This window comes from Clostridium paraputrificum AGR2156 (assembly GCF_000424025.1).
Lineage (GTDB): Bacteria > Bacillota > Clostridia > Clostridiales > Clostridiaceae > Clostridium > Clostridium paraputrificum.
Map to the genome: position 1 here is coordinate 136,297 of NZ_AUJC01000001.1, position 19,554 is coordinate 155,850.

At 30.7% G+C, this 19,554-nt stretch carries 17 protein-coding genes and 2 riboswitches; all 17 genes read right to left on the bottom strand.

The window, feature by feature from the left end:
* Positions 1-27: 27 nt before the first annotated feature.
* Positions 28-135, bottom strand: a riboswitch (SAM riboswitch).
* Positions 136-187: 52 nt separating this feature from the next.
* Positions 188-934, bottom strand: coding sequence for an ABC transporter ATP-binding protein (locus tag G594_RS0100625; RefSeq protein ID WP_027096778.1), 747 nt, complete (start codon positions 932-934; stop codon positions 188-190).
* On the bottom strand, positions 915-1,919 hold the full coding sequence (locus G594_RS0100630) for an ABC transporter substrate-binding protein (RefSeq protein WP_027096779.1): 1,005 nt from the start codon (positions 1,917-1,919) through the stop codon (positions 915-917). The genes G594_RS0100625 and G594_RS0100630 overlap by 20 nt, the downstream gene beginning before the upstream one ends.
* Before the next feature lies 1 nt (position 1,920).
* Entirely contained in the window at positions 1,921-2,697 is a 777-nt protein-coding gene (locus tag G594_RS0100635; RefSeq protein ID WP_027096780.1) for an ABC transporter permease, read from the bottom strand.
* A 109-nt stretch (positions 2,698-2,806) separates the two neighbouring features.
* Positions 2,807-2,911, bottom strand: a riboswitch (TPP riboswitch).
* Between the two features lie 55 nt (positions 2,912-2,966).
* On the bottom strand, positions 2,967-3,704 hold the full coding sequence (locus tag G594_RS0100640) for a TatD family hydrolase (protein WP_027096781.1): 738 nt from the start codon (positions 3,702-3,704) through the stop codon (positions 2,967-2,969).
* A 218-nt stretch (positions 3,705-3,922) separates the two neighbouring features.
* Complete coding sequence (locus G594_RS0100645; RefSeq protein ID WP_034865787.1) at positions 3,923-4,897, bottom strand: MraY family glycosyltransferase; 975 nt, start codon at positions 4,895-4,897, stop codon at positions 3,923-3,925.
* A 169-nt stretch (positions 4,898-5,066) separates the two neighbouring features.
* A complete protein-coding gene (locus G594_RS0100650; protein ID WP_027096783.1) occupies positions 5,067-6,374 on the bottom strand; it encodes an ABC transporter substrate-binding protein in 1,308 nt (435 codons plus the stop codon).
* A gap of 13 nt (positions 6,375-6,387) precedes the next feature.
* Complete coding sequence (locus G594_RS19440; RefSeq protein WP_167539543.1) at positions 6,388-8,493, bottom strand: putative bifunctional diguanylate cyclase/phosphodiesterase; 2,106 nt, start codon at positions 8,491-8,493, stop codon at positions 6,388-6,390.
* Positions 8,494-9,155: 662 nt separating this feature from the next.
* Complete coding sequence (locus G594_RS0100665) at positions 9,156-9,797, bottom strand: V-type ATP synthase subunit D (RefSeq protein ID WP_027096784.1); 642 nt, start codon at positions 9,795-9,797, stop codon at positions 9,156-9,158.
* A 3-nt stretch (positions 9,798-9,800) separates the two neighbouring features.
* Positions 9,801-11,180, bottom strand: coding sequence for a V-type ATP synthase subunit B (locus tag G594_RS0100670; RefSeq protein ID WP_027096785.1), 1,380 nt, complete (start codon positions 11,178-11,180; stop codon positions 9,801-9,803).
* Complete coding sequence (locus G594_RS0100675; RefSeq protein ID WP_027096786.1) at positions 11,173-12,951, bottom strand: V-type ATP synthase subunit A; 1,779 nt, start codon at positions 12,949-12,951, stop codon at positions 11,173-11,175. The genes G594_RS0100670 and G594_RS0100675 overlap by 8 nt, the downstream gene beginning before the upstream one ends.
* 18 nt (positions 12,952-12,969) lie before the next feature.
* Positions 12,970-13,281, bottom strand: a complete 312-nt coding sequence (locus G594_RS0100680) for a V-type ATP synthase subunit F (RefSeq protein ID WP_034865825.1) — start codon at positions 13,279-13,281, stop codon at positions 12,970-12,972.
* Positions 13,274-14,275 carry a V-type ATP synthase subunit C gene (locus G594_RS0100685; protein WP_027096788.1) on the bottom strand — a complete coding sequence of 334 codons (1,002 nt, stop codon included), beginning with the start codon at positions 14,273-14,275 and terminating at the stop codon, positions 13,274-13,276. Before G594_RS0100685 ends, G594_RS0100680 begins: the two co-directional genes overlap by 8 nt.
* Positions 14,276-14,287: 12 nt before the next feature.
* Entirely contained in the window at positions 14,288-14,887 is a 600-nt protein-coding gene (locus tag G594_RS0100690) for a V-type ATP synthase subunit E (protein ID WP_027096789.1), read from the bottom strand.
* Between the two features lie 18 nt (positions 14,888-14,905).
* Positions 14,906-15,391 (bottom strand): V-type ATP synthase subunit K, encoded by a 486-nt coding sequence (locus G594_RS0100695; protein WP_027096790.1) that lies wholly within the window; start codon positions 15,389-15,391, stop codon positions 14,906-14,908.
* A 13-nt stretch (positions 15,392-15,404) separates the two neighbouring features.
* On the bottom strand, positions 15,405-17,357 hold the full coding sequence (locus G594_RS0100700; protein ID WP_027096791.1) for a V-type ATP synthase subunit I: 1,953 nt from the start codon (positions 17,355-17,357) through the stop codon (positions 15,405-15,407).
* Entirely contained in the window at positions 17,344-17,670 is a 327-nt protein-coding gene (locus tag G594_RS0100705; RefSeq protein WP_027096792.1) for an ATPase, read from the bottom strand. The genes G594_RS0100700 and G594_RS0100705 overlap by 14 nt, the downstream gene beginning before the upstream one ends.
* Positions 17,671-17,891: 221 nt before the next feature.
* On the bottom strand, positions 17,892-19,547 hold the full coding sequence (locus tag G594_RS0100710) for a B12-binding domain-containing radical SAM protein (RefSeq protein WP_027096793.1): 1,656 nt from the start codon (positions 19,545-19,547) through the stop codon (positions 17,892-17,894).
* Between the last annotated feature and the right edge of the window lie 7 nt (positions 19,548-19,554).

Genomic DNA, 19,554 nt, shown 5'->3' on the forward strand with positions numbered 1-19,554 from the left:
AGGCATAAATAAACACACTACAAAATAACCTTATCTTTCAGCTTTACGCTGCAGGAATTAGCACCACATATGCTTATGATTCATATCGGTTGCTGGGTTTCATCGGGCCAGTCCCTCCACCTCTCTTGATAAGAGAAATATTCATTTTTATCAATTATATCCTAATTAATACATTTTGTAAATAAGTTTACATAGATAAACTTTCTATTTTTTTCATTATATCTGTTACTTCTCGTTTTATTAATAAGAACTCTTCAGTTAACTTAGTTTCTTCTCCTCTTTCTTTTGGAAGGTTAACCTTAATCTCTCCTTTTATAACTGCTGGTTTTTCAGAAATAACATACACCCTATCTGAAAGTAAGACCGCCTCATCTACATCATGAGTTATTAAAAGTATTGTAGAATTCATATTCTTTTTTATATCTAAAAGCCATTGTTGCATATTACTTCTTGTTATAGAATCTAATGCACCAAAAGGTTCATCTAAAAGCATAATATCATTTGAAGTTAGATAAGTTTGAAGGAAATTTGCTCTTTGTTTCATTCCCCCTGAAAGCTTATTGGGATATTTATTTTGGAAACCAGTTAATCCAAAGGTATCTATATACTTTTCAACTTCTTTTCTTGCATTCTTCTTATCCATCCCCCTAAATACAAGAGGAGTTGCTATATTATCAACAACCTTTTTCCATGGTACCATCATGTCCTTTTGGTACATATAACTTACATCCCCATTAACTCTCTTTTCTCCTGAGTCAAACTTAATTAAATTAGTTATAATATTAAAAATAGTACTCTTTCCACTTCCTGAAGGACCAACTATAGATACCAATTCGCCTTCATTAACTTCTATATTAATATCCTTTAAAATTACCATGTTATCAAAAGATTTTGATATTCCTCTAAGTAGCATTTTATTTTGGTAAGAACTCATTTGTATAAGCCTCGCTTGCTTTCATATCTTTGTTTATTAATTTGTACTCCAACATAAATTGAGTATAATTATCCCATACACTATCCTTCATTTCTCCCCATCTATTTGCATCTGATTTATATTCTTTAGCTAAGAACTTTTGACTTTCTACAGCTAAATCCTTATCTATTTCAGGTACTTCCTTAACTAAAATTTCAGCTGATTCTTCAGGGTTATTAATTGCAAATTCATAACCTTTTGAAGTTGCCTCCATAAACTTCTTAACCATGTCACTCTTTTCATTTAAAGTACTTTCTGATGAAGCAATAATTGGAGTATAGTAATCTAATCTTTCATCCAATTCTCTTAATGGGATATAATTAATATCAAAGTTTCTAAGCTTTGCAGATATATTAGTCCACCCTTCAAAAGTCCATTCAAAATCTAAGTTATTCTTAGTTGCAATAAAGAAATCTTCAGTTCCTACATCAACTGTAGTTAGTTTCGAAAAATCTGCTCCTGCCTTTTCCATAACAGCTTGAAGAATAGCCTTTTCACTAGGGCCTCCAAAGCCTCCATAAACCTTTCCTTCAAAGTCTTTTACTGTTTCTATATTCTTCTCCTTAGGAGATGCAAAACCTGATGTATTATGTTGTATTATTGTTGCAATTGCCTTAACAGGCATTGGTGAATCAGATGTTCTTGCATAAGTTAAATCCTCTTGATATGTTATTGCAAAATCACCTTTCCCAGCTGCAACAAGTTGAAGCGATGATCCTTCTGAGGGTTGTATTATTTCTACATCTAGCCCTAACTCTTTAAAATATCCCTTTTCTTTTGCTACATATATACCTGTATGATTAGTATTAGGAGTCCAGTCTAAAATAACCTTAACCTTTTCTAACCCCTCTTCTCCCTCACTTTTCTTTGATGCTCCACATCCTGACAACATCATTATTGAAGCTAATGCCATTGATATTATTGATACCATTCTTCTTTTTTTCATATTATTCTCCTCCATCCTTTATCTTTTTGTTCCATGGTGTAACTAATCTTTCTACTAAGCCTATCATAAAGAAAATAGCCATACTTAATATAACTATTATTACAATAGCCCCAAACATCTTATCTAGTGCATAAGCACTCCTTGCTCTAGTCATATATACACCTAGTCCCTTATCTCCTCCTAACCATTCTCCAATCACTGCACCCATTATACTGTAGGTTGCCGCAATTCTAACACCAGAAAAGAAATTAATTATCCCATAAGGTAGCTTTAAATGAGTAAATATTTTAAACTTAGATGCACCCATAAGCTTAAAATGATTAATAAAATCCTTATCTACATTTTCTAAGCCATCTGAAATACTAATTACAATTGGGAAGACGCATACTATTACAACTACTATAATTTTAGGTAATGCTCCAAAACCAAACCATATTATAAATAAAGGTGCTAAAGCTATAACTGGCACAGTTTGAGATACTACAAGCAGTGGATATAATCCCTTCTTTATAAATGGTACTAAATCCATTATTATTGCTAAAACAAGTGCTAATACTATAGCGATAATAAAACCTACTAAACTTTCATACAGTGTAGCTATAATATGTGGAAGCAGAGTATTAAAATCTTTAACTATTGCTTTAACAATGTCTGTAGGTGCTGGCATTATGTACTTTTCAACTCCACCTAACTCTATTACACCTTCCCATATAGCTAAAAAAACTAATAGGAAAACTAATGGCACTAACTTGTTACTAATTCTTTTTATTTTATTCAAAACTCCCCCTCCTTCTCTTTAGTATATTGATCAATACTATACTTTTCTGAAAAGTAAAAAAAGCATAGTACTTCCTAATCTGAAAATACTATGCGTTAGATAACTATTTATTATACATATTTTATCTTCCTACGTTGGCATTATCCAAATCAGGTCATGGGTCGAATAACTTATTCCTCTCAGGCTATCTCTTAAGCCTCCCCAGATAAATCTTTTCTTGTTTAATTTTACTATTTCATATTAACCCTTATTGCTTCATTAGTCAATAATTAATAATCATTGTCCATTAGTTTTCTCCAATTTTCCATTATTATCGACTTAATATCATCCCTTTTCAAAAGCTTAGAAATATCATTTACAACTCTCTTAACCTCACTTGGATATCCATAAACTCCATTAACCCACTCTAATGCTGTTGGCCCATCTGTTTCAGAAAGGAGTTTATCTAAAGGAATACGCTTTAACACCTCTTCTGTAACCTTAGAATATCCTATATCGACACTTATAGTAAAATAGCAGCCAAGCTTTATAAACTTATCTAATACGTCTAAATTTCCACTGTACCAATGAATAATAACTTTATTATAGCTATGTTCCTTCAAAATATTATAAATCTCTTCCTCTGCTCCTTTAGTATGAAGACAGACTATCTTTTTCCTCTTAATGCTTTCCTTCAATATAAACTTAAATATTTCTCTTTGCTTAGGAAAAGTACTCTTATCCTCAACCCAAACATAGTCTAATCCAATTTCACCAATAACCTTACTCTCTTCTATATATGGAATCAGCTCCTCTAACTCTCCAGAAAAACTTCCAGCACTCCATGGATGAATACCAAAACAAGGAATTATATATTCACTTCTCTTTCCATACTCCTCATTTAAAAGGTAACTATCTATATCCATACTATTAGCTAATGTAATAATCTTATTTTTATTTATATCCTCAATAGCTTTATCTATGTTCTCCTTAAAATAATCTAAATGTGTATGACCATCTATGTACATAAAACCCCTCCTTTAATCAGTGAATAGTTAGTGAATAGATAAGAGCGAATGGTGAATAGTTTAGGAATACAATCCTAAGGGATTGTATAAGTTCATCTCAATTAATCTTCTTATCTTAATTATCTTAACTAACTCTTGTACCTTCTTACCTTGCTTTTTACCTAAAAATAAAGAGAAACTGCAAAGCAATTTCTCATCCACATCTCTATTATCTAAAATTAGTATTTTAACAATAATAATATTATTGAAATAATACTAAATCCTAAACTAATAATCATTATATAATTTACACTTTGCTGAACTGTTAGTCCCTTTTCTTCAAGCCTATAGTGCATTTGACTTCTATCTGCTTGATAAACTGGCTTCCCCTCAGTGAATCTTTTAAATATAACAAAAAGGTTATCAAAAATAGGCACTGCCAAAGCTAATATTGGTATAAATAAACTCATTATTGTAGCTTGTTTAAATGCACCATCAATAGCTATTATACTTAATAGAAATCCAATTACATTAGCTCCTGAATCTCCCATAAAAACCTTTGCTGGATACTTATTATACTTCAAAAATCCTAAAATTGCCCCTCCAAGTATAATTGATAATACTGCAGACTCTCCCTGTTTTAATACAATTGCTGCAACAAAGAAGGTCATTGATGATATTAAAGATATTCCTCCTGCTAGGCCATCCATTCCATCAGACCAATTTATAACTGTAGTAACACCAAATATCCAAGTTATAGTTAATACAAATTGAATCCACTCAGGTAAAGATATATATATTCCAGTTAAAGGATTAGTAAACCCCAAAAAAACTACGCCTGACTTATAAACTAAAATAGCTGCAAATATCTGTACTATTAATCTTGGATATATAGCAAATTCCTTTCCCTTAGATTTATAATAATCATCTACTAATCCAATTCCTAAGATTAAAGTAGTAGCTATAAATACCCATACATATTCACTATTCTTTATCCCTAACCATCTAAACATAATAAAGCTAACAATAAAGAAACCTATGTAAATTCCTAAACCGCCACAAAGAGGTATCTCTCCCCTGTGCTTCTTTCTTTCTGTAGGTTTATCTGTAAATCCAACTTTTAAGGCAATTTTCATTAATTGAGGTATAACTAAATATACAATTAAGAAAGTTGCTAGCAATGCTATTATATAATGTTGTATATTAACTTGCATTATAAACTCTTCTCCTTAACGTTTTCTGTCATTATACTTTAAGGTCACAATACACTTAAGTGTATACTTACATAAGAATTATACTATTATGTAGTTTTTTAATCAATTACAAAAAAATTAATATTATATACCTTTCCATCTAAATAATACATTATTTTATATAATGCGCCTATACTTTTATTTTATTTTTTAATATCTTAATTTCCTTTGAAAATTTACTATTAACTTGAGATTTTATATTTGCTAATATTTCATCTGATTTATTACCATTTTCTAACCCCTCATTAACTATATCATCCCATAACTTAAATACAGCTTTATCTAAAGGAGTTACAGAATATTCTTGTGTCTTAGACATTAACTCTTCATAAACTCTTTGGTCCTCTTGACCACCTAAAAATTCATTCTTATGTTTTAAGTTTTCTTCAACACCTCTAAAAGGTAAATATCCAGAAACATTTCCTAATCTATTTTTGTCATTATGTTTAAAAATGTAATATTCTATAAACTTCCATGCCGCATCTTTATTTCCACTGTTTTCCGGAATGGAAATAATTGATGCATTATTCCATCCATATGCTCCAAAAGGAAGAGCTGTAACTCTCCATTTACCTTTCTGCTCAGGTACTAAGGTCTCCAATTCACTAGCCTCCCATGAGCCTAAATATAACATAGCGAACTTATCTTCCTTCAACATTTTAATACCAGTATCTGACCAAATATCATTATAGGGTGAAATCCCTAAATCCCTTCCCTTCCTAGCTATTTCTATAGCTTCTTTAAATCTTTCATTATCTCTTTGATATTCTAAATTTTCATCAAAATACGCCATATCTGATGTTGAAATTCTTACAATCTCACCAATCCATTGAACAATATATTTATCATCAGCCTTTAGTTTTTTTCCAATTTCTAACCAATTATTAGCATCTCTCATAAATTCAGCTAATTCCTTTGGATTACTTGGAAATCCATAAGCCTCCATTATATCAGCCCTGTAATACGTAACAATAGGAGCACTTGCAATAGGTAACCCCAACAATTTACTTTTATCTATAGACTTTCCTAATTCCCATAGTTCTTTATCGTAGTCCTCTCTATATTTAGTAGCATTATATTTATCATCTAATAAATTTTCTAATCCATTAATTGAATTAAATTCTCCATATTCATTACTATCTATTATTAATATATCTGCATCCCCATTTTCCTTAATCATAGATTCTTTATATTTTAATTCGTATTCTTCATATGGAAAAGTACTTATTTTAACCTTTATATTAGGATTCTCCTTCTCAAATCCCTCTATTATTTCGTCAAATCCTCCATAGTAAGACCAAAGTTGTAATTCAACAATATCACTATCTACATTAGGCTTATCTATGTTATCACTATTATCTCCACTATTCATTCTTCCACAAGACATAATAATACTCCCTAAAATTATTATGCTTAAATATGTTCTTAACCTTCTCAAACTATTTCCCCCTCTATTTATCTAATAGCTCCTTAACTTTATCTAAAGCAATAGGTTTGCTGAAATAATATCCTTGAAAATAATCACATCCCATTTTTTCTAAAAATAATTTTTCTTCCTTAACTTCTATTCCTTCTGCTACAACACTTAAATTTAAATCGTGTGCCAGTTCTAATATTAAATTTACTATTTTCCTTTTTTTATTGTTATTTAAAATATTTTTTATAAGCTCCATGTCAATTTTAACTTCATCTATAGGCAAAGAAGTTAATATATTTAAAGATGAGTATCCTTTACCAAAGTCATCCATAGAAGTTCTTATTCCTATCTCTTTAAATCGCTCTAATATTCGTTTTACTGTTGAAACATTTTTTACAAGAGTACTTTCAGTTATTTCAATTTTTAATAATTTAGGATCTATATTATTTTTATTAATACATCCTAATACTAAATCTAGGATATCATCATTAACAAAATGTTTTGCTGATACATTTGCTGAAATTGTAATGTTATTATATCCCTCATCTTGCAACATTCTAATAACTTTACAAACTTCGCTAATAACCCACTTATCAATTTCTAATATAACTTCAGACTCTTCTGCTATAGGAATAAATTTATCTGGAGGGACAATCCCAAGTCTATCATTTTTCCATCTTAAAAGTGCTTCAACCCCTCTAATTTTACCATCTTTAGCTGATACTTGTGGTTGATACTCTAGATATAATTCACTATTTTCAATTGCGTTTTTAACTTCTTTCTCTATAGTAGCTTTTTCATAGAACTCTTTCTTTAATGTATCATTAAATAAATATAATGAATTGCCACCATTACATTTAGATTCATACATTGCTATATCTGCATATTTTATTATTTTATCTATATCAGTTCCATCTTGTGGATATATACTAGCTCCAATACTTCCTGTTATTTTAACTGAAAATTTATCTTCTAAAATAAACTTTTCTTTAAATATTTCTACAGCTCTAATACCATCATTCTTTATTTCTTCTATACTATTTACTTTTGATACAATTACAAATTCGTCTCCACCTAGTCTAAAAATATGATGCTTTTCATCTTGCAGACTCTTTAATCTTTCAGCAACTAACACCAATAACTTATCTCCAATATCATGTCCCATTGTGTCATTAATTGTTTTAAACCTATTTAAATCCATGAACATTACGCATATACTATTCTCACAATCTTTAATTTCATCTTTTAGATACTTTTTAAAGAAAAGTCTATTGGGTAGATTTGTTAATGAGTCATAGTAAGCTTGTCTATATAATTTATCTTGTGATTCTTTAAGTTTAATAAAGCTAAATCTTAAACTATTAACCATATTCTTTATATTATCTGTTAATAAGTCTATTTCCATAATACTACTGCTAGGCCACATAATAACTTCTTTACTATCTATCATTTTTAAAAAGTTAGTTGCATTATTATTAATTTTATTAAAGTCATTTATTACTATACTAATTAGCAACTTTCCTATTAATAAAATAAAAATACTAAATAAAACTAGGAATTTAAATTGTCCTATATACTCTTTTATGATTCTATCTTTATATATTATAATAGGAACCTCTACCATTAAATATAATCCCAGGTTTCCTATTTCAGATTCATATACAAAATATCCATCTGCCCATCTTTTATTATAGTCCATTGATATGTATCTTTTGGGTAGCAGTTCCCAAAAATAATCAGACATTTTCTTTCTATCATACTCATCGTAATTTTCTATATATTTATTAGAATTTATAAAATCTATAATTATATTTCCTTTTTTATCTTTTATATGTACATTATGTTCTTTATAATTACATGATTTTTGAATAACATCTCCTAAATATCCTAACTCTATAACACCTAATAACTTTAAATTGTAAATTTTCTTTTCATCCCAATCGTCTATTTCATCAAATACGCTATCATAAACTTCCTTTGCAGAAGTTAATGCAGTATTAGATATGTAATCATAACTATTTACCATATCGATAAATATGTTTATTATAAATGGAACTAATATAGCACCAGAAAGTATGTGAAAAATCATCCCCTTAAATTCGGTCTTAAATTTTTCCCTATATATAAAATCTTTAATCACATATTCATAAATAACTTCTGCAATCAAAGTATTGAACATAGAATTTACAGATAAGATTAATATGGGAAAATAATTATACTCTATAAACCCATCATATTTTTCTCCAAGAAAAATTAAAATTATCGATAAAATAATAATTGATATCCAAAAGAAAAAATCTATTATTATAACCTTAACATTCTTATTTTTCTTTATGAAATAAATTATAAAAAGGACCTCACAAAAGCTTATAAAAACATTAACTATATTTCCATTAAATAAAAGATCAAATATAGAGATAGTTATTGCTCCTATAACTGCTTTTTAAAATCCAAAAATAAAAAGGATAAGTAATAGAAAAATACTTGCAAACTCTATTATTATCCCAAAGAAAAGTTCAATTTTACTAATTTTTAACAAATATCCCAGTAATATAAGAATAATAAAAATACTTATTTCTTTTATTTTCTTCTCTTTAGTGTTCCCCATTTTTATTCTCTTTCTTAATTATTTTAAATGTTAAATCTCATTTACAATTGTACTATATTTTTCCTGTAAAACAAAGTTTTTTCTTAACATTTTTATTCCAAATTCTTATACAAATTACAACTTATTTAAATTATATATAAACTTACTTATTTAACTATATAATAAAAAAGGAGACACTTTCGTGCCTCTTTCTTCTATCCTCTTTGTTCAAGCATACTTTTAACTTTCATTAGTCTTGTTGTAGCTGATCTTTCATTTTCATCAAGCTTCATCCTAATATACTTAATAGTTTCTTGTAATTGAGGAATTGTCATATATTCAAGAGCATTAACTCTTCTTCTAGTTTTTTCTATCTCATCTGCCATAAGTTGGCATGACTTTTCTACTTCTGCAAGTTCTAGTAGTTTAGGAAGTATTCCATAAAGCTTAGCTATTGCATCATCTAGTTCTGAAGAAGTATTGGCAAAACCATAAGGATAAATGCTTCCCTCATCCCCCTCAAGTTGTCTCTTGAAGTTCATTACAGGTACATTTACACTCATAATGTTCTTTTCCCCTACTTCAACTGAAATATGCTCTTTAGGATATGCAACTGCTTCCTCTAAGAACTCTGAACTCATTACAGCTCTTGCCATAACGAAATCTTTTAAAGAACCTTCTAATTGTCCTTCAACTTCTGCTCTTAAAGTATTGTTGTATTTAACAAGGTTAATGAATTGTCTCATTAATTCGTCTTGTTTATCCTTAAGAAGCTTATGACTTCTTGTAGATGTTGCTAACTTTTTCTTAAGTCTAGTAAGCTCCATTCTAGTAGGATTGACATTTAATTTTGCCATAGACTATTCTTCCTCTCTTGGCATATATTTTTCAAGGTATTCATCTCTAATTCTCTTAAGTTCAGTTCTAGGAAGCATCTTTAATAACTTCCATCCTAAATTTAATGTCTCTTCGATAGTTCTGTTTGTTTCAAATCCTTGTGAAACATACTCACTTTCAAAAGCTTCTGCAAACTTAGCAAGTTTCTTATCTGTATCAGATAATGCTGATTCTCCTAAGATTGCTGATAATTCTTTCGCTTGTTTACCTTGAGAATATGCTGAGAATAATTGGTTCATAGTATCTGCATGGTCTTCTCTTGTCTTTCCTTTACCAATACCCTTATCCTTAAGTCTTGATAATGAAGGTAAAACATCGATTGGTGGTGTTACACCTTTCTTATATAATTCTCTTGAAAGAATTATTTGACCCTCAGTAATGTATCCAGTTAAGTCTGGAATTGGGTGAGTCTTATCCTCTTCAGGCATTGTAAGTATTGGAATTTGTGTAATGGAACCTTCTTTACCTCTAAGTCTTCCTGCTCTTTCATATAATGTTGAAAGGTCAGTATAAAGATAACCTGGGTAACCTCTTCTACCAGGAACTTCCTTTCTAGCTGCAGATATTTCTCTTAGAGCTTCTGCATAGTTTGTGATATCTGTCATAATTACAAGAACGTGCATTCCTTTTTCATAAGCTAAATATTCAGCTGCAGTTAATGCCATTCTTGGAGTAGCTATTCTTTCGATAGCTGGGTCAGACGCAAGGTTCATGAATAGAACTGATCTATCTATAGCACCTGTTGCCTTAAATTCATCTACGAAGAATTGAGCTTCTTCGAATGTTATACCAATAGCTGCAAATACAACGGCAAACTTCGAATCAGAATTTAAAACTTTTGCTTGTCTTGCGATTTGTGCAGCTAGTTGTGCATGAGGTAATCCTGATGCAGAGAACACTGGTAACTTTTGTCCTCTAACTAGAGTATTTAATCCATCAATAGCAGAGATACCAGTTTGAATAAATTCTGATGGATAGTCTCTAGCCATTGGGTTTATAGCTTCACCATTTATATCTACTCTCTTTTCAGGAATTATGTTTGGACCGTCATCATTTGGTCTACCCATTCCATCAAAGACTCTTCCTAGCATATCTTCTGATACACCAAGTTCAAGTGGTCTACCTAAGAACTTAACCTTAGTTTCCTTTAAGTTAATTCCTGTAGATCCTTCGAAGATTTGTACCATTGCTCTTGAACCATTAACTTCAAGAACCTTACCTCTTCTCATTTCGCCAGTATGAAGTTTAATTTCAACTAATTCATCGAATTTAACTCCTTCAACACCTTCAACAACCATTAAAGGTCCAACTACTTCAGTAACTGTTTTATATTCCTTAAGCATCTAGAACCCCTCCTTCGCTGATTAACTTATCGATCTCAGCTTTTAGGTCAATGCTGATTTGATCTATCTTGTTTAGTTCTTCTTCATGAATATACTTGCTTCTTGCAATTCTATCTCTTACTTCATCAAGAGCTAAAATCTTATTTAAGTAAACACCTGCATCTAAAGCTCTTTCTGCTTCAACCTTAAATGATAATATAAGCTTTAACATCTTATATTGTTTATCTAATGAAGCATAAGTATCAACTTCATGGAAAGCATTTTGTTGTAAATAATCTTCTCTGATTGACTTAGCAACTTCTAGCTTTAATCTATCTCTTTCTGATAATGCATCTATACCAACAAGTCTTACAATTTCTTGAAGATTAGCTTCTTCTTGTAGAAGTGACATAGCTTCTACTCTTAGTTTTGACCAGTCATCTGATACATTTTGGTTCATCCAAGCATCAACTTTATCTGCATATAACGAGTATGATGTTAACCAATTAACTGATGGGAAGTGTCTTTGATAAGCAAGTTGTGCATCTAGCCCCCAGAATACCTTAACTATTCTAAGTGTAGATTGTGTAACCGGCTCAGAAATATCTCCTCCTGGAGGCGATACTGCACCGATAGCAGTAATAGCTCCCTCTCTACCATCTTTACCTAGGCAAATAACCTTACCAGCTCTTTCGTAGTAGTCAGCAAGTCTTGATCCAAGGTAAGCTGGGTAACCTTCATCACCAGGCATTTCTTCAAGTCTACCAGACATTTCTCTTAAAGCTTCTGCCCATCTTGAAGTTGAGTCAGCCATGATTGATACTGAGTAACCCATATCTCTGAAATACTCTGCTATTGTTATACCAGTATAAATTGAAGCTTCTCTAGCTGCAACTGGCATGTTAGAAGTATTTGCTATAAGAACTGTTCTCTTCATTAAGCTTTCTCCAGTTCTTGGGTCCTTTAGTTCTGGGAACTCATTAATAACGTCTGTCATTTCGTTACCACGTTCACCACAACCAACATAAACAACTATTTCAGTATCTCCCCATTTAGCAACTTGGTGTTGAACAACTGTTTTACCAGCTCCGAATGGTCCTGGTACCGCTGCTGCACCACCCTTAGCAACTGGGAAGAATGTATCTATAACTCTTTGTCCTGTAACCATTGGAGCTACTGGATTAAGTTTTGATGCATATGGTCTACCTTTTCTTACAGGCCATTTTTGCATTAATGAAACTTCTCTATCACCAGTTTCAGTTTCTACTACGCAAACTGTTTCTTCAACTGTAAATTCACCTTCATTTATGCTCTTAACCTTACCTGAAATTCCATAAGGAACCATTATCTTATGAAGCACAACTGTAGTTTCTTGAACTGTACCTATTATGTCCCCAGCAGAAACTTCATCCCCTACTTTAACTGTAGGTATAAATGCCCATTTTTTATCTCTATTTAATGATGGAACAGATATACCTTTTGTTAAGAAACTAGACTGAGCTGCTTCCATAAATGCATCTAGTGGTCTTTGTATACCATCAAACATTGATTCTATTAGACCAGGTCCAAGTTCAACTGAAAGTGGTTCTCCAGTTGTTACAACTGGGTCTCCAGGACCTATACCAGATGTTTCTTCATATACCTGGATAGATGCTTTATCCCCTCTCATTTCGATAATTTCTCCAACAAGGCCCTTGTGTCCAACCTTACATACGTCATATATATTAGCTTCATCCATTCCTTCAGCAACTACCAAAGGTCCAGAAACTTTAATTATCTTTCCGGTCTTCAAACTTACCAACCTACCTTCCTATAAAATATTAACGCCTACAGCTTTTTCAACGTTATCGCTAATTCTTTGCATACCTATATTTAATGTTCCTTGATTGCTTGGAATTAATATTACAGCAGGAAGTACCTCTCTATTGTATCTCTCAATAGTTTCTTCTATATCCTTTGCAACTTGTTCAGTCACAAATATTACTGCATAATTATTCATTGCTAATCTATCAATAGTTTTTCTTGCTTCATCAGCTTCAACTACTGGGAAAACATCAATTCCTAGAGCTTTGAAAGCTAAAACTGAATCTTTATCTCCAACCACTCCAATTTTCTTAAACATAAATATCACGCAGCCTTTCTCTTATTACTTCCTCAGCAATATTATTAAGCTTGCCAACCATTATAATTCTAACTACTTTAATTTCTGTCTCTTTAGCATAAATATATGCTAGTAAAGGCTCTCCTCCAAATGGAATCATCTTAGCTTCCTTCATCATATTCATGATGTAGTTATCTACTAACTTTTCTAAAACTCCAGCTGACCCACTCTTTGTATAGTCTTCAACACCATTCTTAAGTACATCTGCATAATCAGTATGGCTTAACTTACTAAAAATATTTTCATTAGCATCATTAAGCAGTGATACTAATACATCCTTATCAATCTTTCCACCATCAATTAATACAGATAATAAGAATTCTCTACCTTTATTTTGTTTCTTTACTCTTAAAAGAGTTTTTACATTAGTTAAATCTATTTGAGCTTTAACATATTTTTCTGTAAAGGTATCATTTAATTCTTTAGCAACATGCTTCATTTCTTCAAACATATATTTATCTAAAATAACATCAATTCTTTGAGGGTCCTTCTTAGAGTTAAAATCATTTATAGCTTCTTCCACTGCTTCTCTCATAATTGGATTTAAATCGCCAAAGCTATTTGTTTCTATAATTACCTTTAGCTTTGATGCTTCTATTGATCCAACATGTATTAACATATTAGAAAAATCTTTTTGTAGAAATATTCCCTTAAGAATTACTTTTATATTATGATAGTCATACTTCATACTCATGATATCAACTAACTCTTTACAAGGAGTCATGTCATACATATCATGATATACTCTCTTAAGTTCATCACTTAGTACAGCCTCATAATCTTCTGCTCTTTTTGCACCACTCATAACATTTGAATACTCAGTTTCTCCAAGTACTCTTAATGCTTCATCAGCAGATTTAGAATCTATCATTCTATCTAACTTGGCTTTATCAAGGAGTCTGGTTTCTAATACTCTAAGTCTTGGTATAACTTGAGTAAACTGCATTATATCCATTACTTATCCTCCTTAATTAAATAATTCATTTGCCACTTCAAACTCTAATTCATCCTTTAATGAGCTTACTAAAGCTTCAAAAGTATTATTTATTTCTATTCCACCTTTTTCAAGGATAAATCCACCCTTAAAGTTACCCACTTCTGTGCTTATAGTTAATAAACCTTTTTTACCTTTTGAAGTAAGTTCTTTATTTATATCAACTAATAATGTGTTATCAACTAAACTCTTACCTTTTTCATTTAGAATTAGCTTTTCATCTCCAGCTATCCCAAGTGTAAGAATACTTTCTTTAATAAAAGTTTTATATTCTACATCGCTTAACTTGCATAATTCATCAACACTTTTATTAAATACTTCTTCAATGATAGCTTGCTTAGCCTTAAGCTTTTCATTTCTAGCCTTTAATTCAGCTCCAGAAATAACTCTTTCTTTTCTTGTTTGAGCTTCGCTTTTTGCCTTCTCTATCATTTCAGCTTCTAGTGCCTTAGCTTCCTTGTTTCTTTTTTCAATTATAGAAGCTTTTTCACTTTCAGCCTTAGCTAAAATACTGTCCTTTCTTTCTTCTGCATCCTTAAGGATTTTAGAAGTCAGATTACTTATATTTGACATAGCTTCACTTCCCCAATCCTAGAATAATTGAACTACTAACATGATTGATATAACGAATCCTAATAGCGCATATGTTTCAACCATTGCTGTTAAAACGATACCCTTTGTGTTATGTTCTGGCTTTTTAGCTAAGATTTGAACTGCAGAAGCTGCTGCTTTACCTTGAGCTATACCTGAGAATAAACCTGCTATACCAACTGGTAAACATGCACATAATAAGTACATACCTTGTGCTAATGTAGTAGTAGAGCTTAATTGGAATAATACCATTAATCCAACAACGAAACCATAAAGACCTTGTGTACCTGGTAATAATTCAAGAATTAAAGCCTTACCAAACTTTTCTGGTTGTTCTGTAAGTAATCCAGAAACCGCTTGACCTGCTATACCAACACCCTTAGCTGAACCTATACCTGATAAACCTACTGCTAATGCAACACCTAAGCCTCCTAAAACGAAGCCACCAAAATTTTCTGATAAATATTGAATCCAAGTCATTTCCATTATAAAAATCCTCCTAATCTTTCTTTACATTAATGTATTTATTTTGTGTCTTAAATGGAGAGAATGCCTTTCCTCCACCTTCATAGAATTTTCCAAAATATTCAACATACTGTAATCTACAAGTATGAACATATGCTCCAAGTAAGCCTAACGCAAGGTTAAATATATGACCAAATACGAATATTACAGGTGCAAATAAAATTCCTGCAACTCCAGGAATCATACCCATTATCATGTTAAATGCTCCTGCAAGTGATCCACCTGCAAGACCAAGTGCCATAAGTCTTGTATATGAAACTAAGTCTCCAACATAGCCTGTAATACCATAAAGTGCATACGCACCTTGACCTAATTGTGCTCCTCTTGTTTTTTCTTCTCTACCACCTGTTAATACAATTACAATCATACCAAAAATCATAAATCCGATTGCTATATTTTTAACTAATGGTGATAAACCTAACATACCTGAACCTAAAACTAAAGCTACTGATACTAAAGTAATTACCCAAGCCCCTACATCATAGAAGGCATCCTTAGGTTTTCCTGCCCTAAGTAACATGTATGCTTTAATTCCTAAACCAAAGAATATTTGAACTGCTCCAAATATTACAGAAACAATTAATATGGTTGTAACATCCTTATTAGGATCTACTAATCTCCAAGGCATTTCTATAATACCTCCAAAGAATGAACCATAAAGTATTCCAAATCCAATAATAGGGTAACTTAAGTAATAGAAGAACTTAGCAAACTTTCTTCTTCCCTCATCTAAATTAAAGGCCTTAAGTGCCACTAAGGTTACTATTAATTGAAGTAATCCATATCCTATATCCGCTACCATCATACCAAAGAATAATAAGTAGAATGGTGTAACAAACGGAGTTGGGTCTATTTCATCATATCTAGGAGTAGCATACATCTCAGTAATATTTTCAAATGAACTATTCAATTCATTATTCTTAAGTTTTACTGGAACCTTATCTATTTCTTCATCTTTAACATCTTCAAATGTTAAATAATAATCTTCTCCTAAAGCTTCTTTTATGATAGCTTCTAATTTTTGATTCTCTTCAACTGCTAACCAACCTTGAAGGACAGTAATATTTTCTGTTCTCAAGAAATTACTTATAGCATTTTTTCTATCTACAAGGTTTGTATAATATTCATTAGCAGCTTCTAACTTATGATATCCTGCTTCAAAACCAGACAATTCTTCTTGAACAAAGAACTTCTTTGAATCTAGTTTAGCTATTGTATCCATATTGTCATGCATGACTTTAATTGGCGTTTCTTTTATATCTGTCTTAAATTGACTAAAGCCAAACCCTCTTAACTTGTCACTTACTTCCTCTTTATGCTCTTCTCCGCATATTACTAAGAAAAACATATCCTGATTGTTTCTAGATATAATTTCTAGATAATAATCATTCATTTCAGCAACTAAAGTATCTTCATACTGCTTTGGTACACTTCCTATGAAATAAGGAGTTTTAATTGAAGATAATTCTTCAAATGAAACATCTAAACCTTCCCATGGTCTTAAGGATTCAACAATAGATTGTAGTTTAGTTTTTTCGCCTTCTAAACTTGCTATTACCTCTTCCTTTTCTTTAACTTTCTTATAAACTTCTTCCCAGTTATTACTCATAACTTCTGTTTCAAGTTCTTTTAAAGTTAATTGTCTTTTTCCTTCCTTCATAGCCTTTAGTGCTGACTTTTGAGGAATATAATCTTTTAGAAATTCAAGGGCAAATTTAGTCATAGATAACTTTTCTTCACACCCTGCAAACTCTGAATCATCTCTATCCTTTGAAAGGTCACTAAATACTTCATTTTCTTCTAAAAACGAAGCATCTTGAAGATTTACAAATTCAGTTTCTGCAAATCCCTGTAATCTTTCTAGAATTCTCGTTTTTTGTGATTCAAAGGCAAGCAAAGTGAATTTATTCATCTTAACAATTGCCATTTACTTTCACAATCCTCTCAACTACTAATTTAACAGCATTATTCTTTTTATCATCAGAGATATTATAAATATTCTCAGACTCTTGCTTTCCTTTTTCTAAAATAGGCTCAGCCACCTTATTACCTTCTGCTAAAGCATTTTCCATGACTCTATTACATTCTTCCTTTGCAGCACTAATTACCTCATTATATTTTTGTTCTGCTTCATCTGAAGCTTTTTGAACAATTTCTTTAGATTTTAATGTTGCTTCTTTAATCATTTCATCAGCTTTTGCTTCTGCACTTTTAATCTCATTTATTGCTTCTAATGCCAAAAATATCACCACCTTTATGCACACCATGTAATAAAATATGAATAAAATATGAATTAGTACTTTATATAGTATTAATTACTTTTTACCATTTCTATTATACACTGTTTTAAGAGTTTTTCAACACCTTTATTATTTGATTGTTCATATTTTGTTACATTTTTCGATATTTGTAAACAATATCAACATTGAAAACTCTACCATCTTAAATTTGGATATATCAATTAAATTTTTATAATTTCACAATTGTTACCAACTAAATAAAAGCATTCCTTTTTTATAATTTTTCCTGTATTCAAGTACTCACTCATATCTATATCAAACTTTTCAATTTGGTAATCTTTAAATGAATATCTTTCTCTAAGTTCATCCTTTATTTGAAGTTCCAATTGTTTATCTATATTTGATTTAATAAAATCAGGCATTCCTCTTCTTTTATTAAAAGATAGATAATCATATTTAATAATATCTTTAAGATAGCTTTCATCACCCTTTAATATTTCCATATTAAAATCTAAAAATACCTTATAATATTCTGTATTTCCTATATTTCTATTAAAATATCCTCTTGCCTCAAAAAAATTCCCTAAATCATAAAAGAAATCAAAAGGTGTTTCATACTTTTCATAGAAAAATTTCAATGTATTGTTAAATTTTTGACTGTTATAATATTTATCGACCATTTCTTCTACCTTTTTTAGCCTAATCATTTCTTTATATGAAACTTTATCTGTTTTTATTATTTCATAAGGAGGATATGGAGAATAAACCATCCCATATTTTTCTGCTTCTTCCCTCATAGAAGAACCTTTTAATAACTTTAAAAATCCTAGTTGTATTTCCTCTGGTCTTATGCTATGAACATCATTAAAAGATCTTCTAAATGATTCATAATCCTCCCCTGGAAGACCTGCAATTAAGTCTAAATGTTGCTTTATATTTCTAATAGAAAGAAGTTCAATAACCTTTTCCTTTATATCACTAAAGTTAACAAATCTATTTATATTTCTTAAAACATCATCATTAGTAGTCTGTACTCCTACTTCAAATTGGAATCTTCCTTCTGGTGCATTTCTCAAAAGCTCAATTTCTTCTTTCTTTAAAATATCAGCTGATATTTCAAAATGGAACTGAGTTTTTGTATCTTGATTAATTAAAAAATCCCAAATAGCCATTGAATATTTATGGTTACAATTAAAGGTTCTATCTACAAACTTAACCAACCTAACACCTTTATCAATAAAGAACTGAAGTTCTGATAAAACTCTCTCTATAGAATGAAATCTTACCCCATGAGTAGTTGATGATAAGCAATATTTACAATTGAAAGGACAGCCTCTGCTTCCTTCGTAATAAACTATTTTATTGCTTAAATCCTCCTCTTCCTCATAAGGAAATACAATCTCATCCATAGACATTAGTGGTCTACTTGCATTCGATAGAACCTTATTATTTACTTTATAATGTAATCCTCTTATATCCTCTATTTCTCTTAATCCAAGCTTATATTCTACAAACTCTCTATAAGTTTTTTCACCTTCTCCTTCAATTACATAGTCACCTTTAAACTGACTAAGGAAAACCCTACTATCATAAGAAACTTCAGGGCCTCCATAAAGCACCTCAATATTAGGATCTACAAGCTTTATAAGATTAGAAATCCTTTCAATCATTTCTACATTCCATATGTAAGTTGAAAATGCCACTACATCTGCTTTTTCTCTTATTATTTCTTTAAGGATATTTTCTTCTCTATCATTTATTGAAAACTCCTTTATTGCACACTCATATGGCATATCCTTTGTAAATGCTCTTAAATATCTAACAGCCAAGTTACTGTGAACAAACTTCGAATTTAAAGCTGTAAGTAAAATTTTCATTATTATT